Source organism: Streptomyces sp. NPDC006261 (assembly GCF_040613515.1).
Classification (GTDB): domain Bacteria; phylum Actinomycetota; class Actinomycetes; order Streptomycetales; family Streptomycetaceae; genus Streptomyces.
On record NZ_JBEXSI010000020.1, the window covers coordinates 96,358 to 117,631 of the forward strand.

General features: G+C 69.9%; 27 protein-coding genes and 3 pseudogenes. 18 read left to right on the forward strand and 12 right to left on the reverse strand.

Going from position 1 to position 21,274, the window contains the following annotated elements; translation table 11 throughout:
- Window positions 1-160 precede the first annotated feature (160 nt).
- A complete protein-coding gene (locus ABZ154_RS15760) occupies window positions 161-739 on the forward strand; it encodes a recombinase family protein (protein WP_356832867.1) in 579 nt (192 codons plus the stop codon).
- Window positions 736-1,623, forward strand: a complete 888-nt coding sequence (locus tag ABZ154_RS15765) for a hypothetical protein (RefSeq protein WP_356832869.1) — start codon at window positions 736-738, stop codon at window positions 1,621-1,623. Before ABZ154_RS15760 ends, ABZ154_RS15765 begins: the two co-directional genes overlap by 4 nt.
- A 228-nt stretch (window positions 1,624-1,851) precedes the next feature.
- On the opposite strand, the gene ABZ154_RS15770 is transcribed toward ABZ154_RS15765, so the two are convergent.
- The 4 genes from ABZ154_RS15770 to ABZ154_RS15785 form a co-directional block, all read right to left on the reverse strand.
- The gene (locus ABZ154_RS15770; protein WP_356832871.1) at window positions 1,852-2,031 is read right to left on the reverse strand and encodes a hypothetical protein; all 180 of its coding nucleotides are present in this window, start codon (window positions 2,029-2,031) and stop codon (window positions 1,852-1,854) included.
- A gap of 79 nt (window positions 2,032-2,110) precedes the next feature.
- Window positions 2,111-2,320, reverse strand: coding sequence for a hypothetical protein (locus tag ABZ154_RS15775; protein WP_356832873.1), 210 nt, complete (start codon window positions 2,318-2,320; stop codon window positions 2,111-2,113).
- A 57-nt stretch (window positions 2,321-2,377) separates the two neighbouring features.
- The gene (locus ABZ154_RS15780) at window positions 2,378-2,587 is read right to left on the reverse strand and encodes a hypothetical protein (RefSeq protein ID WP_356832875.1); all 210 of its coding nucleotides are present in this window, start codon (window positions 2,585-2,587) and stop codon (window positions 2,378-2,380) included.
- A 32-nt stretch (window positions 2,588-2,619) separates the two neighbouring features.
- Window positions 2,620-2,958: a DUF6233 domain-containing protein gene (locus ABZ154_RS15785; protein WP_356832877.1), complete on the reverse strand. Its 339-nt coding sequence runs from the start codon at window positions 2,956-2,958 to the stop codon at window positions 2,620-2,622.
- 78 nt (window positions 2,959-3,036) lie between these two features.
- On the opposite strand from ABZ154_RS15785, the gene ABZ154_RS15790 reads away from it, so the two are divergent.
- From ABZ154_RS15790 to ABZ154_RS15810, 5 genes are all read left to right on the forward strand, one after another.
- Window positions 3,037-3,351 carry a hypothetical protein gene (locus ABZ154_RS15790; RefSeq protein ID WP_356832879.1) on the forward strand — a complete coding sequence of 105 codons (315 nt, stop codon included), beginning with the start codon at window positions 3,037-3,039 and terminating at the stop codon, window positions 3,349-3,351.
- A gap of 2 nt (window positions 3,352-3,353) precedes the next feature.
- Entirely contained in the window at window positions 3,354-3,698 is a 345-nt protein-coding gene (locus ABZ154_RS15795; RefSeq protein ID WP_356832881.1) for a hypothetical protein, read from the forward strand.
- Between the two features lie 11 nt (window positions 3,699-3,709).
- Window positions 3,710-4,018, forward strand: coding sequence for a hypothetical protein (locus tag ABZ154_RS15800; protein WP_356832883.1), 309 nt, complete (start codon window positions 3,710-3,712; stop codon window positions 4,016-4,018).
- 146 nt (window positions 4,019-4,164) lie between these two features.
- The gene (locus ABZ154_RS15805) at window positions 4,165-4,386 is read left to right on the forward strand and encodes a hypothetical protein (protein WP_356832885.1); all 222 of its coding nucleotides are present in this window, start codon (window positions 4,165-4,167) and stop codon (window positions 4,384-4,386) included.
- Window positions 4,387-4,739: 353 nt separating this feature from the next.
- The gene (locus ABZ154_RS15810; RefSeq protein WP_356832887.1) at window positions 4,740-5,429 is read left to right on the forward strand and encodes a hypothetical protein; all 690 of its coding nucleotides are present in this window, start codon (window positions 4,740-4,742) and stop codon (window positions 5,427-5,429) included.
- Window positions 5,430-5,439: 10 nt separating this feature from the next.
- Here ABZ154_RS15810 and ABZ154_RS15815 read toward each other — a convergent pair whose 3' ends face one another.
- Entirely contained in the window at window positions 5,440-5,664 is a 225-nt protein-coding gene (locus ABZ154_RS15815; RefSeq protein ID WP_356832889.1) for a hypothetical protein, read from the reverse strand.
- Window positions 5,665-6,016: 352 nt separating this feature from the next.
- Window positions 6,017-6,193 carry a hypothetical protein gene (locus ABZ154_RS15820; protein WP_356832891.1) on the reverse strand — a complete coding sequence of 59 codons (177 nt, stop codon included), beginning with the start codon at window positions 6,191-6,193 and terminating at the stop codon, window positions 6,017-6,019.
- A gap of 98 nt (window positions 6,194-6,291) precedes the next feature.
- On the opposite strand from ABZ154_RS15820, the gene ABZ154_RS15825 reads away from it, so the two are divergent.
- The 3 genes from ABZ154_RS15825 to ABZ154_RS15835 all read left to right on the forward strand — a co-directional run bounded on the left by ABZ154_RS15825 (window position 6,292) and on the right by ABZ154_RS15835 (window position 8,025).
- The gene (locus ABZ154_RS15825; protein ID WP_356832893.1) at window positions 6,292-7,545 is read left to right on the forward strand and encodes a helix-turn-helix transcriptional regulator; all 1,254 of its coding nucleotides are present in this window, start codon (window positions 6,292-6,294) and stop codon (window positions 7,543-7,545) included.
- 94 nt (window positions 7,546-7,639) lie between these two features.
- Window positions 7,640-7,849, forward strand: coding sequence for a hypothetical protein (locus ABZ154_RS15830; protein WP_356832895.1), 210 nt, complete (start codon window positions 7,640-7,642; stop codon window positions 7,847-7,849).
- On the forward strand, window positions 7,846-8,025 hold the full coding sequence (locus tag ABZ154_RS15835) for a hypothetical protein (protein WP_356832897.1): 180 nt from the start codon (window positions 7,846-7,848) through the stop codon (window positions 8,023-8,025). Before ABZ154_RS15830 ends, ABZ154_RS15835 begins: the two co-directional genes overlap by 4 nt.
- A gap of 149 nt (window positions 8,026-8,174) precedes the next feature.
- Here ABZ154_RS15835 and ABZ154_RS15840 read toward each other — a convergent pair whose 3' ends face one another.
- Window positions 8,175-8,792, reverse strand: a complete 618-nt coding sequence (locus ABZ154_RS15840; RefSeq protein WP_356832899.1) for a GntR family transcriptional regulator — start codon at window positions 8,790-8,792, stop codon at window positions 8,175-8,177.
- 523 nt (window positions 8,793-9,315) lie between these two features.
- On the opposite strand from ABZ154_RS15840, the pseudogene ABZ154_RS15845 reads away from it, so the two are divergent.
- The 8 genes and pseudogenes from ABZ154_RS15845 to ABZ154_RS15880 all read left to right on the forward strand — a co-directional run.
- Window positions 9,316-9,540 (forward strand): annotated as a pseudogene (locus tag ABZ154_RS15845) (sugar ABC transporter permease); the annotation flags it as partial.
- A 25-nt stretch (window positions 9,541-9,565) separates the two neighbouring features.
- Window positions 9,566-10,405, forward strand: coding sequence for a carbohydrate ABC transporter permease (locus tag ABZ154_RS15850; RefSeq protein ID WP_356832901.1), 840 nt, complete (start codon window positions 9,566-9,568; stop codon window positions 10,403-10,405).
- Window positions 10,405-11,703: a sugar ABC transporter substrate-binding protein gene (locus ABZ154_RS15855; RefSeq protein ID WP_356832903.1), complete on the forward strand. Its 1,299-nt coding sequence runs from the start codon at window positions 10,405-10,407 to the stop codon at window positions 11,701-11,703. The genes ABZ154_RS15850 and ABZ154_RS15855 overlap by 1 nt, the downstream gene beginning before the upstream one ends.
- 57 nt (window positions 11,704-11,760) lie before the next feature.
- Window positions 11,761-12,960: a macrolide-inactivating glycosyltransferase gene (mgt, locus tag ABZ154_RS15860; protein ID WP_356832905.1), complete on the forward strand. Its 1,200-nt coding sequence runs from the start codon at window positions 11,761-11,763 to the stop codon at window positions 12,958-12,960.
- Between the two features lie 538 nt (window positions 12,961-13,498).
- Window positions 13,499-14,701 (forward strand): S8 family peptidase, encoded by a 1,203-nt coding sequence (locus tag ABZ154_RS15865; protein ID WP_356832907.1) that lies wholly within the window; start codon window positions 13,499-13,501, stop codon window positions 14,699-14,701.
- A gap of 129 nt (window positions 14,702-14,830) precedes the next feature.
- Window positions 14,831-15,379 carry a DUF1697 domain-containing protein gene (locus tag ABZ154_RS15870; protein ID WP_356832909.1) on the forward strand — a complete coding sequence of 183 codons (549 nt, stop codon included), beginning with the start codon at window positions 14,831-14,833 and terminating at the stop codon, window positions 15,377-15,379.
- The gene (locus tag ABZ154_RS15875; protein ID WP_356832911.1) at window positions 15,372-15,755 is read left to right on the forward strand and encodes a nuclear transport factor 2 family protein; all 384 of its coding nucleotides are present in this window, start codon (window positions 15,372-15,374) and stop codon (window positions 15,753-15,755) included. Before ABZ154_RS15870 ends, ABZ154_RS15875 begins: the two co-directional genes overlap by 8 nt.
- Before the next feature lie 163 nt (window positions 15,756-15,918).
- A pseudogene (locus ABZ154_RS15880) lies at window positions 15,919-16,534 on the forward strand (DsbA family protein).
- 12 nt (window positions 16,535-16,546) lie between these two features.
- Here ABZ154_RS15880 and ABZ154_RS15885 read toward each other — a convergent pair.
- The 5 genes and pseudogenes from ABZ154_RS15885 to ABZ154_RS15905 all read right to left on the reverse strand — a co-directional run.
- The gene (locus tag ABZ154_RS15885; RefSeq protein WP_356832913.1) at window positions 16,547-17,299 is read right to left on the reverse strand and encodes a sirohydrochlorin chelatase; all 753 of its coding nucleotides are present in this window, start codon (window positions 17,297-17,299) and stop codon (window positions 16,547-16,549) included.
- Between the two features lie 8 nt (window positions 17,300-17,307).
- Window positions 17,308-18,234, reverse strand: coding sequence for an ABC transporter permease (locus ABZ154_RS15890; RefSeq protein ID WP_356832914.1), 927 nt, complete (start codon window positions 18,232-18,234; stop codon window positions 17,308-17,310).
- The gene (locus ABZ154_RS15895) at window positions 18,221-19,012 is read right to left on the reverse strand and encodes an ABC transporter ATP-binding protein (protein ID WP_356832916.1); all 792 of its coding nucleotides are present in this window, start codon (window positions 19,010-19,012) and stop codon (window positions 18,221-18,223) included. The genes ABZ154_RS15890 and ABZ154_RS15895 overlap by 14 nt, the downstream gene beginning before the upstream one ends.
- Before the next feature lie 67 nt (window positions 19,013-19,079).
- Complete coding sequence (locus ABZ154_RS15900) at window positions 19,080-20,195, reverse strand: aliphatic sulfonate ABC transporter substrate-binding protein (protein WP_356832918.1); 1,116 nt, start codon at window positions 20,193-20,195, stop codon at window positions 19,080-19,082.
- 227 nt (window positions 20,196-20,422) lie between these two features.
- Window positions 20,423-21,274 (reverse strand): annotated as a pseudogene (locus tag ABZ154_RS15905) (hypothetical protein); the annotation flags it as partial.

Consider the following 21,274-nt stretch of genomic DNA (forward strand, 5'->3'; position numbering starts at 1 on the left):
GAGCGGGGCCCTTCGTCGTGCCAGGAGCACGTCATCGCAGTGTCGAGAAACGAACGTCTACGTACAGGTCGCGGCGATCAGCCCTGGCGTAGGCAAAATACGTCCACTTCCCGTGTACGCACCTATGTAACGCTCAACCCCCTTTAAGTACACTGAGGTCATGAGAATCGGATACGCGCGAGTCTCCACGCGCGAACAGAACCCGGAGGCCCAAGAGGACGCCCTCAAGGCGGCTGGATGCGAGAAGGTCTTCGTCGACAGGATCACGGGGAAGCTCGCCAAGCGCCCCGGCCTGGACCAGGCGTTGATGGTGGTGCGTGAAGGCGACCAGTTCGTCATCACCAAGCTCGACCGCCTGGGGCGCTCCCTGGAGGACTTGCTTGCCCTGTCCCGTCGGCTGGACGAAGGGGGCGTCGGCCTCACGGTCCTTGATCAGGGCATCGACACCTCCACGCCGGTGGGCCGCATGTTCTTCCAGATCCTTGGGGCGGTAGCGGAGTTCGAGCACTCCCTCATGTCGCAGCGCACGATGGACGGCCTTGCCGCCGCGCGAGCCCGTGGCCGGACCGGCGGGCAGAAGCCGAAGCTCAAGGCCCGCCAGATCAAGCTCGCGCAGGAGATGTACGACGAGCTCGGCTCGGACGGGAAGCGGAAGTACACCGTGCAACAGATCGCCGACGAGTTCGGCGTCAGCAGGCCCACCATCTACCGCCACCTAGAGAAGGGGGCACGCGCATGAGCATCCGCCCCGTTGACCTGCCGGAACTGCGAGCTGAGTTGGCGACGGTGCTCGCCAAGCCTGAAATGGCGTGGTTCTACGAGGGCCGTGCACCTGCGCTGAGTCGTCGCCTTGACCAGCACGTGACTCCAGGGGAGCTGCAAGAGAAGGAAGTCCTGGGGCTGCTCTGCGACGAACTCTTCTTCGTCGCCGAGGAGATGTACGAGCTCGCCAAGGCGGCAGCGGAGTCGCTGCCACCGTTCACTCTGCTGCCCGAGGATGTGCCATCCCAGTTCGGGTTTGCGTACATCGCTCCAGGGACGCACACTCCGGCTGGCAGCCTGCGATCCATCGCCGCGGTCGAGTGGTGGTCTATGGGCAGCGGCGTGCGGCTCAACTTCTACTGCGACACGGAAGTGATGCTCGCGGAAATGCTTGCCGCAGGAAGTGCGACGACAGAGCAAGTTGCGGCGCATCGGAGCCTAGTGGGCCGCCTCTCGCCCATGTCGGCTGAGGCGCTGATCCACTTCGGGCACGACCCGGTGGAAGCCTCGGAGGAAGATGAGCGATTCACCCGGACCATCAGAGCTATGTGGCTGCTGATGCAGCAACCCCTGGCCAAGATCTCTGACATCGAGGCGGATCGGGCTACCCGCAAGCGCCTGCGACGCACAGGACGGGAGCCTGCTGCCGTCCGCGTAATCGAGCTCAGGCGTCCGCAGCAGAGCGGCCCAGGTGATGGATCGCGCGAGTTTCACCACCAGTGGATTGTGCGCGGCCACTGGCGCAACCACTGGCATCCGAAGCGACAGGTGCACCGCCCTGTCTGGATTGCCCCTCACGTCAAAGGTCCAGAGGGGGCACCGATGATCGGCGGCGAGAAGGTGTACGCCTGGACGAAGTGAAGCGCAGGTGACGCCCTACTGTTCACTCATCCGCGCGAAGAGCTGAGCAACCGTTTCCGGTCACACCTCTACCCCTGTGGCCGATTCGGGTGCATCGTTGCTCTCGCGGCGCCGGATTCCCGCCAGGTTGAGGGCCTCGTTTCAGGCCCCGCCTGTGTCACCCCCCGTTCCAGGCGGGGCCTGCCGCTCCTCCCGGCTCCCCACGGGAGGCTTCGCGGCTGCCCGCGTTCAGGGCTGGGGGAGTTCTCCGGGCCGGATCGGCACGACGGTGACGTCGGTGGCGCCGCCGGCTTCGAGCTCGGCCTTCCGGTGCTCGGCGCTGGGCTTGTCGTAGGAGACCCTGGACGCGCGGCGGGTTCCGTTGGTATCGGTCCAGGTGAGGGCGTAACTCTGCATGGTGATCGGCATGAGGACATCTTCGCTGCCGGGTCTGACAGTGGTCGGCTGCCGCTCCTGAATCCCCGCAGGAGCGGCGGCGCCGGCTCGGCTAGCGGGTCTCGATGAAGAAGCCGTCGTGCTGGTTGCAGAGGTTGTCCGGGCAGATCCAGACGACGAGCACGTCCGGGTCGAGGTCGGCGGCGGTGAAGTCTGGCGTGTCGAGGATCTCGGGCTGACTGGTCTTGCGGCAGTCGGGGCAGGGGTGGGGGCGCAGCCTGTTGGCTACGGATAGCGGGTATCGCTGCTTCGGATTGTCCATGCCTTCACCGTCGCACGGGTTCGGCTGAACACTCCCCCTGCTCTGCCCTGCCGCCGGTCACGCCGCTTCGTAGTGGTGCGCACTTCCGCCCCGCCATTCGACCCAGTCGGCCTGGTCGAGGAGGTCGGCAGCGTCGGGGAGTCCGGCCCGGCGCAGGAATTCGACGACGTCCCCGTCGGTGTGTGCGAGGCCGGCGATCCGCCCTCGGATGGTGACTCGCCGGCCGCCGGTGGGGGAGGGGCGGTGGATGACGATGGGCGCGGCCATGGTTCCAGGGTGCGCCGGGGGTGTGGTGGCTGCTACCCGAGGATGCCGAGTTCGGTGTCGGGTCGGCAGTGGGTGCAGGGTGTGATGCCTTGGTTGATGAGCTGGGCGGCTTGTTCTCGGGTGATGGCTTTGGACCGTTTCCCGATCATGTGGCATCCGCCGATGTGGACGTCGGCGTAGGGGCTGCTGGTGGCACGGTCGAGTTCGACGACCCAGTCGGGTGCAGCGGCGGCTTTCCGCTGGGCTTTGAGCTCCTCGACCTTCTGCTGCTCCTCGGCCTGCTTGATCGCCTCGTCGATGCGCTGGACCCACATGGTGTGCCAGGTCCGCAGTGTGCGGAGGCGGTCCAGGTCGGGCGGTAGGTCGTACATGTGTTCGAGTCTAGTCCCGTCCGAGCTTTCTTTCGTCGTGAGTCTTGACTGTAAGCCTTGACTTGCTATCTTGGGTTCATGCCAAGCAACGACAAGCCCCGCCTTCTCCCTACCGGCTTCTGCTGGTGCGGGTGTGGCAAGGAGATCGGGCTCGGGAAGTTCTTCGCCCAGGGCCACGACAAGATCGCCGAAGCGGCGTACATGGCCGTGCACCACGACGCGTCCGTAGCTCAGCTTCTCTCCGACACCGGGTTCGCCCCCGGCAACCGCGAGACCATCCGGGAAGCCGCCCTCGACCGGGGCGGCTGGGAACTCTGCCCCCGGGGGTGCGGGTACGCCGGGGCCCCGTCCAGCATCAACAACCACGTCAACCGACACCACAAGGAGAACTGACCATGGCTTCGTCCATGAACCGCATCCGCCAGGAGACGATCGAGCAGCTCGGCCCCGAGCCGACAACCCTCGCTGAGCGGCTGGCTCACACGCTCGCCGCACACGCCGACACCGACGGCGGCTGGCTGGTCGCCGAGGCGACGAGCAACATCTACGGCAGCGGCGTTCGCACCGGCATCACTCTGGATGACCTGCGGGCCATTCAGAAGCAGCTCGCGACGGCCGAGGCCCGGATCGGGAACGTTCTGGCCCTATGCGACGAGGCCGAGCGACAGGGCATCGTCAGCGGCGGCGGCTTCCGTGTCAGCATCGTCCGCGCCGTCGCGAACGCCGCCATCGAGCAGTGAGGACCACGACCATGAGCGACACGAAGCCCCCGCTCCCGGCGCGTACCTTCGACCCCTGGCCCCGTATCCCGATCGACACGAGCCCGAACAGCGACTTCTACCGTCTGGACCGGATCGCCGGGAGTGCCGCCACCGGATGGGCCCTCGGACCCGACGGCGCCTACGCTCGGAACCGGCCCCTCGCTGACATCGTCGACAACGCGGTCCGCGAAGCCCTCCTCCACCTGCTGGAACTTGGACTCATCGATATCGACAGCGAGCGAATGCACGCAGCATCAGGTTGGCCGACGCACCGACAGGCGCCCGCCACCGAGCAGTAGCCCACACAGCGCGACGCCCCGGCTGAGGAAAGCAGCCGGGGCGTCGCCGTGTCAGCGTATCGCCCACCCCGCCCCCACCTGCCCTGCCACACTGGTGGTGCCCCCGTCGCCTCCCCCGTCGACGGGGGCACCCCGAGGAGGACACCGTGAACGTACTCGCCCGCGCTGGCCGCACCTACTGGCGGCAGAACGCCCGCGCCTTCCAGGCGATCAAGCTCGCGGTGGAGCGGGACCTGCCGTCTGTCCTGGCGGTTGTCGCCCTGGTCTGGACGGTGGCCTTCGTGGCGGCGGGTTTCGAGACGGCGGCGCTCATCGTCGCTGGGGGCAGCGTGACCGCACAGCTCCTGCGGTGGGCGGTAGGCCGATGATCCGCCGCCTGCTGGCCGCCACCCTTCGCCGCCTCGGCGTCCCGGTCCCCGCTCGCGGCGGGACGCTCCCGCCGTACCAGCCGCGCCCGAACGAAGTGCTCGTCCAGCTGTCGCGGGGGGAGTACCGGCCGCCACGCCGGGGCTGATCGAGCACGGGTTGTCAGCGCCCGTCGGTACGCTTGTCAGACCAACCCCCAGGGCTCACAGGGCCCGCGAAACAGGGTGTTGCTTCTGAACCCGCCCCCGCCCGAGTGGAACCGGACGGGGGCGGGGCTGCTTCTACGGACGCCGCACCAGCACCACCCCGCTCGGGGATGATGAGAACCCAGACGCCACCGACGGAAGGGGGCAGCGTGCCCAAGTCTCTACGGCCATGGCGGACGGCATCAGCTACCCCGCAGCCCGACCCGGCCCGCATCGCCCGCCTGGAACGGGAGCTCGGCATAGGCGACGGGGAGCCCTTCACGGACGGCCGCCGGTGCCTGATGGCGGGCTGGGGCGACGCGCTCGACAGCAGCGACGTCGTCGCCGACGAGTACGGGCGCATCTCCCTCACCGGCGAGACGGGGAGCCACGGACTCGGGGCTATCACCTCGGGGCCGGGCGGATACCGCATCCAGGTCGACATGGGCTTCCACAGCATTGGCCCGCACCTCGCCGCACACAGTGGCCTCTACTTCGGCCGGGGCATCGCCGACACCTACCAGCACGGGGTCCCCGGCACGACAGGCGGCTACCACCTGGCCATGCGGCAGAGCGGGCTCATGCGCCTCTACCGGCACGCCCCCGGCATGGCCGCTGGCCGCGCGATCGGCGCGGGCGACGTACACACCGCCGCCCCGAAGGCGGGCGAGCCGATGACGTTCGAGATCGACGTCACCCCGGGCACCGTGGAGGTCCGGCGCCTGGGTCATCCGGGGTGGACCACCGGGCCGATCCCCGACGACATGCACCGGGGCGGGCACTTCGGCCTATCGAACGGCAGCGTCGACAACCCGGCCGCGCGCCCATTCTGGGACTACCTCGTCGTCACCGAGCTGTAGCAGCCGGGCGCTACTCGCCGTCCGGCTCCGGGTGCAGCACGGCCTTCTTCGCCGCCTTCTCCAGCTCGTACCGGTTGCCATCCTCGGCTTCCTCGGTCACCGCCGCCTGGAACACGGCCGACGCCTCCAGCCACGGCGCCCAGCCCTCCGGCGTGTACGGCACAGCCGTCGCCTCACGGTGCGCCTCGACAGCAGCACGACACAGGTTGATCAGGTTCTCACTCGGATTCGCCACGGCCGGAAGCCTAAACGAGAGGTCTGACAGCGGGCCGTCTGCCATGCTGGTCACGGCCCGCTCGTCTGCTACCGGGAAACCGTGGCACCCGAGAACCTGTCGGCTCATAGCCGGGCGGGCCGCGTCTGCCGGAACCAGGCCGGGTTTGCTGCCAGACCCACCCGCAAGGTGCCCCAACAGGGGGACGTCCACCGAACGGGACAGAGGCCCCGGAGACGTCCAGCCTTACGCCCGCCCTCCACGTGAGGGCGGGCGTTCGTGCGTCGGAAACTTTGCGGACCCACGCAAAGTTTTCCCGGGATCCCAGGTAAACGCAGGTCAGGCCATCACTTCCGCAGCACCGCGAAGCCGATCATGCCGCTTCGGCCACGTCGCCGCGCACCACCGCAGCCCACTCCACCAACAGCTCCTCATACCGGCGGCGACCCTCCGGCGACAACAGACCACCCGCCGACAGCAGCGTCCGAATCTCCTCGTTCACAGCCGACAGCGAACGGGCACGCGGCAGCTGGGCAGGAGGAGTCGGCATGCGCTCAGTTTACGGGCGGGCAGTGACAACAGGCCCACGACAAAGGCCTTGCCCCCTACCCTGTGCAGTGACGAGCTGGACAGAGAAGGGGCAAGGCCATGCCAAACGATGCTACCCCCACCCCACACCCCGACCCCCTCGGATTCGGTCAACGCATGCAGATCCTCCGCACCCGCCGCGGCATGAGCCGACCCACCGCCGCCGGGCTCCTCGGCATGTCCCCCTCCTGGGTAAAGCAGCTAGAACGCGGCGAGATCGGCATGCCCAAGCTGCCCGTCGTACTCCGCATCGCCGAACTCCTCCGAGTACGGGACCTCGCCGACCTCACCGGCGACCAAACAGCGCCCGTCGACCTGTTCATCGGCCCCGGCCACCACCGGCTCCCCGCCGTCCGGGCAGCGGTCAACACCCTCACCCTCGGCGCCAACGACAGGCAGGCCCCGTCGCCGGCACACCTCGCAGCCCGGCTCGCGAAGGCATGGACGGCACGGCACCAGGCCCCTAATCACCGGGAGGTCATCGGCGAACTGCTGCCCGACCTGATCCGCGACGCTCAACTCGCCGTCCGCCAAGCCGACACCGCCACAGACCGGCGGGCGGCACAAGCTGCCCTCTCCGAGGTGTACAGCCTTTCCCAGTTCTTCATCGCGTACCAGCCCGACAGTGCCCTCCTGTGGCGGGTCGCCGAACGCGGCATGGTCGCCGCCCAGGAGTCGGAGGACCCGCACGCCATCGGCGTCGCCGCCTGGCTCGCCGCACAAGCGCATCGCGATACCGGGCCAGCCCACTTCGACGCCGCCGATGACATGACCCGCGAAGCCCTCGCCTTCCTGGAACCCCAACTCGACGGCGCCGAAGACCGCACCGCCGCGATCACCGGGGCCCTGCAATTCGAAGCCGGCTACACGGCAGCCCGCCGCGGCGAGAACGGCACGGCCTGGGGGTGGTGGGACAAGGCGCAAGCCACAGCGGCCCGACTGCCAACCTCCTACTATCACCCGGTGACATCGTTCTCCCGGGCCATCATGGGCGCCCACGCCGTCACCATCGCCGTCGAGCTCCGGGCCGGCGGGGAGTCCGTCCGTCAGGCGGTCGCTGCGGACGCCACCGCAATCCCGTCCCGGCCCAGGCTCGCCCGGCACAGGATCGAGGAGGCCCGCGCATACCAGCTGGACGGGCAGCAGGAGGCCGCCCTCGCCACCCTGGAACGGGCCCACCAGGCCGCCCCGGAGACGATCCGGTACAACGGGTACGCCCGCCGCATCGTCCTGGAGGAGGCCGAGTCGCGAGTCCCGGCCCGCAGGCATCGGGCCGCTGTTCTGGCTGAGCAGCTGGGGCTCCTGGCCGCCTGATCGAACCCATAAGCGAGGGGCAGGATTCCTGCCCCTCGTTCGTCGTTGCCGCCCTTACGGTCGCTACACCAAGCCGATCAAGGAGGGGCGAGCCATGACCACCAGAGCTTTACCACCCATCACCACCCTGACGGAGGCGCAGCAGCGCGGCTGGGCGTGCGTCTGGTGCTGCGGCGCGCTTGGCATCGGGCTGGGCGTCGACCTGGGAGAGCAGCGGGTGAAGCCGGCGGACGGTGCGGCGTACTCGTGGTTCCCCCGCCAGTGCCCGGACGCGACGGCTTGCGAGCAGCGGGAGACGTCGTGATCTGCGCCCGCTGCGACAAGCCGATCGTGGGGGAGCCGGTGGTCCTGGACCGGTCGGACTCGATGTCGGGGGCCCGCCCGGACGGTCACGCCCACCCGGTGGGCGCCGAGGAGTGCCGCCCGTATCCGGCCACCCTGACACCGCTCCAGGCGGCCAGACTCCGCACCGCCAGGTAAGGGCAACCTGGCCTCTGGGCTGCGGTTATACGCGCGGTGACACTGACGGATGGTCAGTGCAATAGTTTCCATCTGGTGCTAGTTTTTTGGTCAAATGTGAGCAAGGCTCGTCAGTGCTGGCTTACCCCAGAGTCAGTAGCCGGAGCATGTCACCGGCTGCGCAGCCTGATCAGCCATCGATCCACGGGGAGGACGAGATCAGCAGTCTCCACCGGAGCGCCGCCCTCGTCGAGACGCGTCCGCACCAGACGAAACGCCGTCATGTCCACCAGCAGCCCCAGGGCGTGAGCCTGCTCCGTGGTCAGCGGGGCCGTCCCCACCTCGACGACGTGGCTGCTGTGCGGCCTGCGCGGGCCACGCCACCACGACGACACGATCATCGCGGAATGCCCGCCCGGGTCCAGGCACTCCACCGTCTCGTGGTGCAGCATCACCCCAGGGCGGACCCCCAGCCGGGCGGCAAGCTCCTCGGTCGCGGGCCGCGGCCGGGTGTCGGTCGTCTCGCTGCTGTACGGCCACGGCAGGTCGGCGTTGGTGAGAGTGCGCACAGCAGGAGGATGCGCCACCGTGACGCGCTTCCGGGACTCTCCGTCGAGGACACCACTCCTGCGGAGCAGGTCGTAGGTGAGGCGGATCGTCTGCTCGTGAACGTGGTAGCGGCTGGCCATCTCGCGGCGGGATGGCAGCGGCTCGCCGACGGTCCACTCGCCAGCTCGGATGCGGCGGCGGATGTCAGCGGCGATGCGCCGGTGCGCCGCTTCTGGCATTCGGATCCCTGGCGTAACTGATCATCACGACGTGAGGTCCGAACTTATGAACAACGCCCTGATCTGGATATATCCAGATGACCTTGAAGCTCAGGACTATGCCAGAGGCAGTTGCAATCGATGATCTCGGTCAGCGGGGTTCAGGTTCCCGCTGGCCGTGGGGGAGCAGTCCGGTCAGCCGCAGTACCCCCTGTGGCGACTGGCGGGCGGTCCCCCATACCCGTCGCCGCGTGGCGGGTACCCACCTGGACGAGTGCCCCACGAACCGTGCTCGGCGGTAGGGGCCCTCGTTGAACAGACGCCGGGGCCGGACCGCTCCAGCCGCCTCCAAGGGCGCTCTGCGGTTCGGCCCCGGTCTGCTGTTTCCCATTTCCGGCGGGAAACTGGGAAACAAGTGGGAGACGATCATGGGCGTAGATGTCTTCACGTGGACGCAGGTGTCCAACCATGGGCCAGGAAATGCCTAGTCACAGCCACAGCACGTAACCGAAGTGCAGGTAGCTCGACCCCTGCGACGACACGCCTCAACTTCATCTGGAACTTCAACTCCTTCGCCCTCGTCTATGTGCTGACCAGCGGCGGGCCCGGCGGGCGGACCCGGCTGCCGATGCTCTTCGCGTACGAGGAAGCCTTCCGGTACGGACAGTTCGGCTACGCCGCCGCCATGGGGTGCGTGATGGTCGCGGTGATCTCCGTGATCCTCGCCTGCTACCTCGTCGGCCGGATCAAGGGAGGCGAGGAGCGATGAGGATCCTCAAGGGAGGCGGGCCGCGATGAGTCTTCCCACCAGCAGGACCGCCCGCGCCGGCCAGTACCTCGCGCTCCTGGCGTACCTGGTGTTTCTGGCCTTCCCGTTCCTCTGGCTGCTCTCCACCGCCTTCAAGCCCGCCCGCGAACTGGGCTCGCTCCACCCCGCCTGGATCCCCGAGCAGCCCACCCTGGACAACTTCCGCCAGGCCTTCGACGAGCAGCCGCTGCTCCAGGCCGCGGCCAACTCGCTGATCACCGCCGTCTCCGCCGCCCTGATCGCCGTCGTCATCGCCACGCCGATGGCCTACGTGATGGCCCGCCACCGGGGCCGCCTCGCCACCGCCGCGACCGGCTGGGTCGTGGTCAGCCAGGCGTTCCCGTTCGTACTGGTGATCATTCCGCTCTTCCTGGTACTGAAGAACCTGCATCTGATCAACACCCTCCGGGGACTGATCCTGGTCTACGTCGTCTGGTCGCTGCCCTTCGCGCTGTGGATGCTCGCCGGGTACGTCCGGGCCGTGCCGACCGAGCTGGAGGAGGCCGCCGCCGTCGACGGTGCGGGCCGCGTACGGACCCTCGTCTCGGTCGTCGCGCCGCTGCTCGCCCCCGGAATCGTCGCCACCGCCCTCTTCGCGTTCATCACCGCATGGAACGAGTTCTTCTTCGCGCTCGTCCTGCTCAAGACCCCGGAGAAGCAGACCTTGCCGGTCGTCCTCACCCACTTCCTCGGCGCGGAGGGTGTGGCCGATCTCGGTCCGCTGGCCGCCGCCGCGTTCCTCGCCACGCTGCCCTCCCTCGTCCTCTTCGCCTTCATCCAGCGGCGGATCACCGGCGGGACGACGGCCGGGGCGGTGAGGGGCTGATGCGCCGCACCCTGACCCGGCGCGCCGCAGTCGCCGCCACCGCCCTCGCCCTGCTGCTCACCGGCTGTTCGAGCACCGATGACGGCAGGGACGCCGACGGCACCATCCGCCTCAGGTTCCAGTCGCTGGCCTGGCAGAAGGAGTCCGTCGACGCCAGCAAGCAGCTGGTGAGGGAGTGGAACGCCGCCCACCCCGGCGTACAGGTGGACTACGTTCAGGGCAGCTGGGACAACGTCCACGACCAGCTGCTCACCTCCTTCGAGGGCGGCGAGGCGCCCGACATCATCCACGACGCCTCCGACGACCTCGCCGACTTCGCGTACGGCGGCTACCTCGCCGACCTGCGCACCCTCCTCCCGGACCGGCTGAAGGCCGACATCCCCGAGCGGTCCTGGCGCACCACCACCTTCGACGGCGGGATCCACGGAGTCCCCTTCCTCCAGGAACCCCGCGTTCTCATCGCCAACAGCAAGATCCTCAAGGCGTCGGGGGCACGGATCCCGACGCCGGAGCAGCCCTGGAGCTGGGCCGAGTTCCGCGATGTCTCCAAGGAGCTGACCGGCAAGGGCCGTTACGGGGTCGCCTGGCCGCTCAAGGAACCCGTCTCCGTCACCCTCAACCTGGGCCTCTCCGGCGGCGGGCGGCTCTTCCACCGCGAGCCGGACGGCAAGGTCGAGCTCCGCTTCGGGGAGGGCGACAAGGTGGTGACCGGCACCATCCACGACCAGGTCAACACCGACCGCAGCGCGGCCCGTACGGCGCTCGGGATGAGCGGCTCGGACGCCCTGCCCGGCTTCTTCGGCGGCCGGTACGCCATGCTGCCGCTCGGCTTCGCCTACCGCCAGCAGGTCGTCGAGCAGGCACCCGAAGACTTCGAGTGGATGGTTCTGCCTGCCCCGGCGGGCAGCGGAGGGATTGCCCAGGGGGTGAGCCCGCAGACCCTCTCCGTCGCCGAGGAGAGCCCGCACAAGGAGGAGGCCGTCGCCTTCATCGACTTCCTGCTTCGGCCGCCGAACGTGGTGCGCCTGGCCCGGGGCGACTGGATGCTCCCCACCGGAACCACCGCCCTCGCCCACCCCTCCCTGCACACCGCCGAGCACGGCTGGGCCACCGGGACCGCGCTGGCGCGGTATCTGCGCCCGGCGCCCGCGCAGACCGTACGGGGCTATCCCGAGTGGAAGGACAAGGTGGCGACCCCGGCGCTCCAGGAGTACTACAGCGGCGCGATCGGCACCGATGAGCTGCGCAAGCGGCTTGTCGACGACGGCAGCCGGGTCCTGGCCCGCTACCAGCGCTGACAGGGCGCCCTGACAAGCAAATGGACGAGACGTCTCGTCTCGCTTACTGTGGAGAGCATGACGGAACCCCCGCGCGCCCACATCGCCATGTTCTCCATCGCCGCCCACGGACATGTGAACCCGAGCCTCGACGTCATCCGGGAGCTCGCCAGCCGCGGGTACCGCGTCAGTTACGCCATCCCCGCCTCGTTCGCAGACCAGGTCGCGGCCGCCGGTGCGGAGCCGGTGATCTACACCTCGACCCTGCCGACGGACGACGACCCCGAGGCCTGGGGCACCGAGCTGATCGACAACATCGAACCCTTCCTCGCCGATGCCATCCAGGCCCTCCCGCAGCTCACCGCCGCCTTCGAGGGCGACGAGCCCGACCTCGTCCTGCACGACATCACCTCCTATCCCGCCCGCGTCCTCGCTCATCGCTGGGGCATCCCCGCCGTCTCCCTCTGGCCCAATCCGGTGCCCTGGGAGGGGTACGAGGAGGAGGTGGGCGAGCCCATGACCGCCGAGCTGAAACAGACCGAGCGCGGGAAGGCCTACTACGCCCGCTTCGCGAACTGGCTCGCCGACAACGGCCTCGGCCACGTCTCCAGCGACGACTTCGTGGCCCGCCCGCGCCGCGCCATCGTCCTGATCCCCGAAGCGCTCCAGCCCAACGCGGACCGGGTGAACCGCGCGAGGTACACCTTTGTCGGCGCCTGCCAGGGCGACCGGGCCGACCAGGGGGAGTGGGAGAGGCCGGCCGGGGCCGAGAAAGTCCTGCTGGTCTCGCTCGGCTCCTCGTTCACCAAGCAGCCCGCCTTCTACCGGGAGTGCGTCGCGGCCTTCGGCGATCTGCCCGGCTGGCACGTGGTGCTCCAGATCGGCGCGCATGTCGACCCGGCCGAGCTCGGTGACGTACCGGCGAATGTGGAAGTGCACGCCTGGGTACCGCAGTTGGCGGTGCTGAAGCAGGCCGACGCCTTCATCACGCACGCCGGGGCGGGCGGCAGCCAGGAGGGGCTCGCCACAGGGACGCCGATGGTGGCCGTGCCGCAGGCCGTCGACCAGTTCGGCAACGCCGACATGCTCCAGGCGCTCGGGGTGGCCCGGCACGTACCCATGGAGGAGGCCGACGCCGCCACGCTGCGCGCCGCCGTGTTCGCCCTGGTCGGCGACCCGGAGGTGGCCGAGCGGTCCGCCCGGCTGCGCGAGCGGATGGCGAAGGAGGGCGGTACGCCCCGGGCGGCCGACCTCATCGAGGCCGAGCTGTCGCTCTGAGCGGATCGGCCGGAATGATATCCGGACGTTCTCGCCCCGCCCGCCCCGCCGTACAGCGCGGTCGTGCGGGGCGGGGGCGTCCGTCTCTGCGGTGCCGGTGGTCGTTGCATCTGCACGCACCCCCCGGGTGGCTCCACATCTCAGGCAGGGGACTTCACTCCTCTCGCCCACTTCTTCACGCACGTTCACATGTCTTCACGCATACCCCCGTCCTCCCGGCGGTGCCGGAGCCGGGCGCACGCGGGTGCGGTGCACGGTGGTGCGAACGGCCCGATGACACCTCTGAGCTGGAGTTCTTCCGTGCTCGGCGCCTTCTCGCACCCCGCCGACACGGCTTTGCTGCACGGATGTTGACGACCGCTGCCCGGCGTGACCCGCCATGGCCTATTTCTTATTACGAAACCTTGTTGAGTAAGTCACAGCTGCAAGGGAGTCTTGATCTGTGCTCGTCAATCGGTCAGGGTTTCGAGCCAACCCCCGGAGATCTTCCGGCCGGAGGTCAATCCCCCCACAGAGATTGACGAGGAGACCCCTCTTCATGGCCAAGCACCAGCGCACCACCCGCCGGACCAAGCTGACCGCCGCGATCACAGCCGTGGCAGCCGCAGCCGGAGTCACCCTGTTCGGAACCTCGTTCGCCGGAGCCTCGCCGGCCCCCATGGGCACGGTCTACGGCGCGGACGCCGAGACCGCCGTCTCCGGCAGCTACATCGTCATGCTGGGCGAGAAGGCGGACAAGTCGAAGCTCGCCAAGGAGTACGGCGGCAAGCTCCAGCGCAACTACTCCTCCAGCATCAACGGCTTCTCCGCCAGTGGACTCTCGGAGACCGAGGCCAAGCGCCTCGCCGCCGACCCGTCCGTGGCCAAGGTGGTGCAGAACAAGAAGTTCAGCATCAACGCCACCCAGGAGAACCCGCCGTCGTGGGGTCTGGACCGTGTGGACCAGGCCGAGACCGCGGGCGACAACGCCTACACCTACCCCGACGCCGCGGGCGAGGGCGTCACCGCGTACGTCATCGACACCGGTGTCCGGGTCACCCACGAGGACTTCGAGGGCCGCGCCACCTCGGGCTTCGACGCCGTGGACAACGACGACGACGCCGACGACGGCAACGGGCACGGCACCCACGTGGCGGGCACCATCGCCGGGGCCGCGCACGGCGTCGCCAAGAAGGCCAAGATCGTCGGCGTCCGCGTCCTGGACGACAACGGCTCGGGCACCACCGAGCAGGTCATCGCCGGCATCGACTGGGTCGCCGCCAACGCGTCCGGCCCGTCCGTCGCCAACATGAGCCTCGGCGGCGGCGCCGACCCGGCTCTCGACGCGGCCGTCCAGAAGGCCATCGCCGCCGGCATCACCTTCGGTGTCGCCGCAGGCAACGAGTCCAGCGACGCCGGCCAGGGTTCGCCATCCCGCGTCCCCGAGGCGATCACCGTCGCCTCGTCCACGGAGGCCGACGAGCAGTCCTCGTTCTCCAACTTCGGCCCCGTCGTGGACATCTACGCCCCCGGCTCGGACATCACGTCCACCTGGAACGACAGCGACACCGGCACCAACACCATCTCCGGTACGTCCATGTCCACCCCGCACGTCGTCGGCGCGGCCGCCGTCTACCTGGCGGGCCACCAGGACGCCACCCCGGAGCAGGTCGCCACGGCGCTCACCGAGGGAGCCACCCCGGACGCCATCTCCAACGCGACCGAGGGGACGGCGAACAAGCTCCTCAAGATCGTCGAGTAGGAGCCGCCGCCGGACGGTGGCGCCCCACCGCCCCCGCCCGGCCCGCTCGCGCACAGCAGCCGCCGCGCCCTCCCCCACGGGGCGCGGCGGCTGCGCGCCGGAGGAGAGATCGCTCTAGTGTGTGGGGCCATGACGACGAAGTACGCGGCGCTGCTGCGCGGGATCAATGTGAGCGGCCGCAAGAGGGTCCCGATGCCGGAACTGCGCACCGTGCTCGGCGAACTGGGGCACACCGGCATCGCCACCCACCTGCAGAGCGGCAACGCCGTCTTCCGCAGCGACAGCGAGGACGAGGACGCGCTCGCCGCCGCTCTCGAGCAGGCTCTGCGCGAGCGGTTCGGATTCTCCGTCAGCTGTATCGTCCGCAGCGGCTCCTATCTCGCCGCCGTCGCGGACGCCTGCCCCTTCCCCGCCGCCGAGCTGGAGGGCAAGCAACTCCACGTCACCTACTTCGACCGGGCCGTGGAGGGCGGACGCTTCGCCGGGCTCGACGCACAGGCGTACCGGCCGGAGGCCTTCGAGCTCGGTGACCGCTGCCTCTACCTGTACGCTCCGGACGGACTCGGCCGCTCCAAGCTGGCCGAAGCACTGGCACGCCCCCGGCAGACCGCGGGCCTCACCGCCACCACCCGCAACTGGAACACCGTGGCAAAACTTGTGGAGATGACACGTGTCTGAGCCTTCGCCCGCCGTGGCCGCAGCCATCGAAGGCGAACTCCGCCTGCTGGACCCGGTGGTACGCGCCTCCGCGGATCTCCTCGCCTCCCTGCTGCACCCCGAGTTCCGGGAGATCGGCACCAGCGGAAGGCTCTGGAACCGGGAGACGATCATCGAGGCGCTCACGGCCGACGACGCCCCGCGCCCCGGTCCGCTGACCGCGTCCCGGATGCAGGGTGTGGAGCTCTGCTCGGACCTGGTGCACCTCACCTTCGACACCGAGTCGAAGGGGCTGCGCTCGCACCGCAGCTCCCTGTGGCGGCTGACCGGGGCGGGGTGGCGGCTCTACTTCCACCAGGCGACCCCGTTCGTCGACGACCCGTTCGCCGAGGTCTGAGCCGCGTCCCCGAGACCGCGCGGCGCGTCCGCCTCCCCGGCGGTGTCCGCGACGCGGCCCGAGGTGCGCAGCGCATCGCCGGGCGGGTCACCTCGAATGGCCCACCGCGCCGGAACGCGATCGGCCCGGGAGCCCGCGCCCATCGCTTCCTGGGCCGGGATCCATGACCACCCCGCACCGCGCCACCGTCGACTTCTTCTTCGACTCCGCCTGCCCGGTCGCCTGGATCGCCTCCCGCTGGATCCGGAGGTGGAGCAGCACCGGGACATCGAGCTCCGTTTCCGCCCCATGAGCCTGTACCTGCACACCCAGGGCAACGATCTGGCCCCCTGGTACCGCGAGTTGGCCGACAAGTCGCTCGGCCCGGTCCGGGTCGCCGTCGCCGCGGCCGCCGCCCAGGCGACGGAGTCCTGCGGGACCTCTGCACCGCGCTGGGCACCCGCACCCACCAGCACGAGGAGACGGACTTCGACGCCGCGATCGCCGCCTCCCTCGCCGAACCGGGCCTGCCCGCCGCACTGGCGGAGGCCGCGCACTCGACGGCGTACGACGACGAGGTCGCCCGCGGCCACGGCGCGGGCAAGGATCAGGAGCAGGGCGCGTACGTGGGCACGCCGACGATCCACGTGGACGGCACGGTGTGGTTCGGCCCGGTCCTCAACGCGATCCCGCGCGGCGAGGAGGCGGCCGGACTCTTCGACAGCTTCCGGGTGCTCGCCAACCACCAGGGCTTCTTCGAGCTCAAGCGGGCCCGCTCCGGCGGTCTGTCCGAGGAGTGACCTACGGGGCCCTCAGGCCGAAAGCGACGCCCCCACCGGCACCCGCGCCTCGTCGTACCGGTCCAGCAGCAGCTGCGCCAACTCCGGTGCCGGGCCCAGGACATCGGCCAGCACGTCCACCCCGGCCGCGGCGGCGCCTGCCGCGATGCGGTCCGGGAGCCGGCCGGGGGCGATGACGTACGGTGCCACCGCCACCCGCTCCACGCCCTCGGCGCGCAGGGCCCGTACGGCGTCCTCGGTGCGGGGAAGTGATGCGGAGGCGAACGCAGGCCGCACGGCGCACCAACCGGTGTGCCGCAGCTCCCGCGCGATTTCAGCGATCACTGCGATCGCCTCCGGGTCGGAGGATCCCGCCGAGGCCAGGACGAGCCCGGTCCGGGGGAGGTCGGCGGGGCGGACCCCGGCCTCCCGCAGCCGCCGCCCCAGCGTGACGCCCAGCAGCGGGGACGGGCCGAGCACGCCGGCCTGCCGGATGTGCAGCCGCGGCAGCCGGGCGCGGGCCTCGCGCAGCACCGACGGGATGTCGGTCTTGGCGTGGAAGGCCCGGGTCAGGAGGAGCGGCAGCGCGACGACCTCGTCCGCCCCCTCCGCGGCCAGGCCCTCCAGCACCCGGGGCACGGAAGGGGCGTTGAACTCCAGGAACGCCGTCTCCACGCGCAGCCCCGGCCGCCGCGCCCGCACCCGCCCGGTGAGGGCGTGCACGGTCGCGGCGTGCCGCGGGTCACGGCTGCCGTGGGCGATGACGAGGAGGACGGGCGGTGCCATGGGAGAGCTCAGTTCTTGACGAGGAGACCGCGGCTGCGCAGCACCCACCGCTCCAGCGGACTGAAGATCAGCAGGTCGATCGCGATGCCGACGAACAGGATGAGCAGGATGGAGAGGAAGATCCCGGGCATATCGAAGCTGCTGCGGCCGTTCTCCAGCAACTCCCCGAGCCCCAGACCCAGGTCGGGCGATGAGGCGATGATCTCGGCGGCCATCAGCGAACGCCAGGAGAACGCCCAGCCCTGCTTGAGGCCCGCCAGGTAGCCGGGCAGCGCGGCCGGGAGCACGATGTGCCACGTCCCCCGGATCCCGGTCGCGCCCAGCGTGCGGCCCGCCCGCAGGAACAGCGGCGGCACCTGGTCGACGCCGGAGACCAGCCCGTTGGCGATCGAGGGCACCGCGCCCAGCAGGATCACCGTGTACATCATGCTGTCGTTCAGCCCGAGCCAGATGACCGCAGGGGCCACCCACGCGACCGAAGGCAGCGACTGGAGCCCCGACAGGATCGGCCCGATCGCGGCCCGGATCAGCCTCACCCGGGCGACCACCAGCCCCAGCGGCGTACCGATGGCGACCGCGAGGAGGAAGCCGAGCAGACCGCGCGAGACGCTGGTCCAGACGACCTCCAGGAGCGTGCCCTTGAGCCACATGTCCTTGGCGCTGTCCCACACCGCGGACGGCGGCGGCAGCTTGTAGACCTCGGTGACCTGGGCGCGGACCAGCAGCTCCCAGACGATGAGGACCAGCGCCACCGCCACCACGGGCGGCAGCACCTTGCCCTGGAGGACCTCGCGCACCGGGGTGCGGCGGATCTGCACCGCGTCCAGGGCGTCGAGACCGGCCTCCAGGCCGGCCAGGTCGTCGGGCTTCGCGTCGACGCGTCCGGCCGTCCCGTCCGGCCGATTCCGGTCGGACGTGATGTCAGTGCTGGCCATGTCGGCGGATCTCCCCACGCAGTTCTTCGGTGATCTCGACGGACAGCTCCGCCACGGCGGTGTCCTCGATGCGGCGCGGCTGCTCGATGTCGACCGTCCACTCGCGGGCGATGCGGCCCGGCCGGGACGAGAGCAGCACGACGCGCTGCGCGAGCCGTACGGCCTCACGCACGTTGTGCGTGACGAAGAGGACCGAGGCGTTCGTCTCGCGCCAGATGCGGGTCAGCTCGTCGTGCAGGACATCGCGGGTGATGGCGTCCAGCGCCGCGAACGGCTCGTCCATCAGCAGCAGCTGGCTGTCCTGGGCGAGCGCGCGGGCCATCGCGACCCGCTGCCGCATTCCGCCGGACAGCTCGTGCACGCGCTTGCCGTACGCGCCGCCGAGGCGGACGAGTTCGAGCAGCCGCTCGGCCTCGGTGCGGCGCTCCGCCTTGGGGACGCCGCGCAGCCGCAGGGCCAGCTCGATGTTCTTGCCCGCGGTCAGCCACGGGAAGAGGGCGTGCTCCTGGAACATCAGGGCCGGCCGCCCGCCGGGGGTCTCGATGGACCCCGCGGACGGGCGGTCGAGTCCGGCCACCAGGTTGAGCAGCGTCGACTTCCCGCACCCGGAGGCTCCCAGGAGGGTGACGAACTCCCCCGGAGCGACATCGAGGGTGATGTCGTCCAGGACGAGCTGCTGCCCCGTGGGTCCGGCGAAGGACTTCGAGACGTGCGAGAGACGGGCGGCTTGCTCGACCGTCGTACGGTCCTCGGCCTTGGTGAGGGTGGTGGTCGCCATGGTCGTCACCTCCTGGAGATCCTGGGAAACCGATGGGCTTTTCGGCACTGGTGGCCGGGTGGTAGGGCTACTTGGCGCCGAGACCGGCGTCGGAGACCTCAGGCTGACCATCGGCCTTCAGGATCTTGTTGAGCGGGCCCAGGTCGTAGATGCCCTCGAGCTTCGCGTCCTCCAGCAGACCGGCCTTCACCGAGTGGCCCGCCTGCGTCTTCAGCGTGGTGGCCAGCGGGTCGTCGGTGATCTGGATGGACGCCCACGCCGGGTCGAAGATCTCCTTCGGCAGCGGCTTGCCGCTCAGCTTCTCCAGCGCCTTGTTGGCGGACGCCTTGGCCTCCTGTGGGTTGGCGTTGATCCACTTGTTGGTGGACACCGAACCCTTGACCACGGCCTCGACGACGTCGGGGTGCGCGTCGAGGAACTTCTGCGACACGATGATGTGCGTGATCACGAACTTCTTGTCCGGCCACAGGTCCGTCTCGTCCAGGAGCACCTTCGCGCCCTCGGAGACGAGCTTCGACGCGGTCGGCTCCGGGGCCCAGGCGCCGTCCAGCGAACCGGACCTGTAGGCGTCGGGCGTCACCTTGTTGTCCGAGCGGACCACGGAGACGTCGCCCCTGCCGCTCTGCGGGTCGACCTTCCAGCCCCGCTCGGAGATCCAGTTGAGGAACGCCACGTCCTGGGTGTTGCCGATCTGCGGGGTCGCGATCCGTTTGCCCTTGAGGTCGTCCAGGGTCTTGATCTTCTTCGGGTTGACGACCAGGTTCACCCCGCCGGAGGCCGCACCGGCCACGATCCGCAGGCCCTTGCCCTGGGACCTGACGTAGGCGTTGATGGCGGGGGAGGGACCGATGAAGCCGATGTCGATCGAGCCCGCGTTCAGCGCCTCGATCTCGGAGGGGCCGGCGTTGAAGGTCGTGGACTCGACCTGGGTGCCGCCCAGCTCCTTCTGGATGGTGCCTTCCTGGATACCGACCAGGGCGGTGGCGTGCGTGAGGTTCGGGAAGTAGCCGATCTTCACGGTGTCCGCGGAGAGCTTCTTTCCTCCGGCGGAGACGTTCGCCGCCTTCGCGCCGTCGTCCGTGCGCTCGGAGCCGTAACCGCAGGCGGTCGCGACCAGGGCGAGCAGCGGCAGGGCCGCGACGGCGGCTGTGGAGCGGCGGACGGTGGAACGGGGAGCAGGCACGGGAGGCTTTCCTCTCGTCGGCCCGGTGCTCGCGTCCCGCTGGTGGTCAGGCGGGCGCGGCCGGGAGATCGGCAGGTTTTCGACGGTACGGGCGGTGCGGGTGGGCGCGCGAGCGGTGCGCGTACGTCCTCACGCACATCGCCCCACGCCTCCCTTGCCGCTGCCGAGGGCGCCGCTGCCCACACGGCCGCCCTCCTTCGCGAAGGTGGAGAAGAAGTCGTCGGCCATCAGAAGTCCCATTCGGCGTCGTCGTCGGCCACGACCGGCTCCGGGGCCGCGGCGAACGCGGCGCCCGCCATGCCGGCGCTCAGCGTCGTACCGTCCGCAGGGTCGATCAGCAGGAACGAGCCCGTACGCCGGGAGTCGGCGTACGCGTCGAGCGCCAGCGGCTCGGCGGTCCGCACGACGACCCGGCCGATGTCGTTGGCGACCAGCTGCCCGGGGGCCGGGTGCTGGGAGAGGTCGTCCAGGGTCAGCCGCGACGGGATGTCCTTGACGATCGCCTTGACGGTTCGGGTGGTGTGCTTCAGCAGTACCCGCTGGCCCACCGAGAGCGGCTGGTCCGCCACATGGCAGACGGTGGCCTCGACGTCCTGGGTCACCGGCGGCACGTCGGCGGCGGGGGCGACCAGGTCGCCGCGCGAGATGTCGATGTCGTCGGCCAGCCGGAGCGTCACCGACTGCGGCGCCCAGGCGATGTCGACGCTCTCGCCGAGCGCGTCGATGCCCGTGATCGTGGTCGTGCGCCCCGAGGGGAGTACGGCAACGGCCTCGCCGACCCGGAAGACCCCGGCGGCGATCTGACCGGCGTACCCCCGGTAGTCGGGGTGCTCGGCGGTCTGCGGCCGGATCACGTACTGCACGGGGAACCGCGCGTGGCAGGCGGTGAGGTCATGGCTGACCGGCACCGTCTCCAGATGCTCCAGGACGGTGGGGCCGCCGTACCAGTCCATGTGCGCGGAGGGGTCCACCACGTTGTCCCCGGCCAGTGCGGAGATGGGGATCGCGGTGATCTCGGGGATGCCGAGGGAGGCGGCGTACGCGGTGAACTCCTCGGCCGTGGCGGCGAACACGGGCTC

Bases quoted from the DNA above. Each gene is read 5' to 3' on its own strand.
- ABZ154_RS15820 (WP_356832891.1), bottom strand. From the start codon at position 6,193: ATGCCGACTCCTCCTGCCCAGCTGCCGCGTGCCCGTTCGCTGTCGGCT.
- ABZ154_RS15765 (WP_356832869.1), top strand. From the start codon at position 736: ATGAGCATCCGCCCCGTTGACCTGCCGGAACTGCGAGCTGAGTTGGCG.
- ABZ154_RS15885 (WP_356832913.1), bottom strand. From the start codon at position 17,299: ATGGCACCGCCCGTCCTCCTCGTCATCGCCCACGGCAGCCGTGACCCG.
- ABZ154_RS15870 (WP_356832909.1), top strand. From the start codon at position 14,831: ATGACGACGAAGTACGCGGCGCTGCTGCGCGGGATCAATGTGAGCGGC.
- ABZ154_RS15895 (WP_356832916.1), bottom strand. From the start codon at position 19,012: ATGGCGACCACCACCCTCACCAAGGCCGAGGACCGTACGACGGTCGAG.
- ABZ154_RS15800 (WP_356832883.1), top strand. From the start codon at position 3,710: ATGAGCGACACGAAGCCCCCGCTCCCGGCGCGTACCTTCGACCCCTGG.
- ABZ154_RS15770 (WP_356832871.1), bottom strand. From the start codon at position 2,031: ATGCCGATCACCATGCAGAGTTACGCCCTCACCTGGACCGATACCAAC.
- ABZ154_RS15855 (WP_356832903.1), top strand. From the start codon at position 10,405: ATGCGCCGCACCCTGACCCGGCGCGCCGCAGTCGCCGCCACCGCCCTC.
- ABZ154_RS15760 (WP_356832867.1), top strand. From the start codon at position 161: ATGAGAATCGGATACGCGCGAGTCTCCACGCGCGAACAGAACCCGGAG.
- ABZ154_RS15785 (WP_356832877.1), bottom strand. From the start codon at position 2,958: ATGTACGACCTACCGCCCGACCTGGACCGCCTCCGCACACTGCGGACC.
- ABZ154_RS15850 (WP_356832901.1), top strand. From the start codon at position 9,566: ATGAGTCTTCCCACCAGCAGGACCGCCCGCGCCGGCCAGTACCTCGCG.
- ABZ154_RS15825 (WP_356832893.1), top strand. From the start codon at position 6,292: ATGCCAAACGATGCTACCCCCACCCCACACCCCGACCCCCTCGGATTC.
- ABZ154_RS15795 (WP_356832881.1), top strand. From the start codon at position 3,354: ATGGCTTCGTCCATGAACCGCATCCGCCAGGAGACGATCGAGCAGCTC.
- ABZ154_RS15790 (WP_356832879.1), top strand. From the start codon at position 3,037: ATGCCAAGCAACGACAAGCCCCGCCTTCTCCCTACCGGCTTCTGCTGG.
- ABZ154_RS15840 (WP_356832899.1), bottom strand. From the start codon at position 8,792: ATGCCAGAAGCGGCGCACCGGCGCATCGCCGCTGACATCCGCCGCCGC.
- ABZ154_RS15775 (WP_356832873.1), bottom strand. From the start codon at position 2,320: ATGGACAATCCGAAGCAGCGATACCCGCTATCCGTAGCCAACAGGCTG.
- ABZ154_RS15890 (WP_356832914.1), bottom strand. From the start codon at position 18,234: ATGGCCAGCACTGACATCACGTCCGACCGGAATCGGCCGGACGGGACG.
- ABZ154_RS15780 (WP_356832875.1), bottom strand. From the start codon at position 2,587: ATGGCCGCGCCCATCGTCATCCACCGCCCCTCCCCCACCGGCGGCCGG.
- ABZ154_RS15830 (WP_356832895.1), top strand. From the start codon at position 7,640: ATGACCACCAGAGCTTTACCACCCATCACCACCCTGACGGAGGCGCAG.
- ABZ154_RS15865 (WP_356832907.1), top strand. From the start codon at position 13,499: ATGGCCAAGCACCAGCGCACCACCCGCCGGACCAAGCTGACCGCCGCG.
- mgt (WP_356832905.1), top strand. From the start codon at position 11,761: ATGACGGAACCCCCGCGCGCCCACATCGCCATGTTCTCCATCGCCGCC.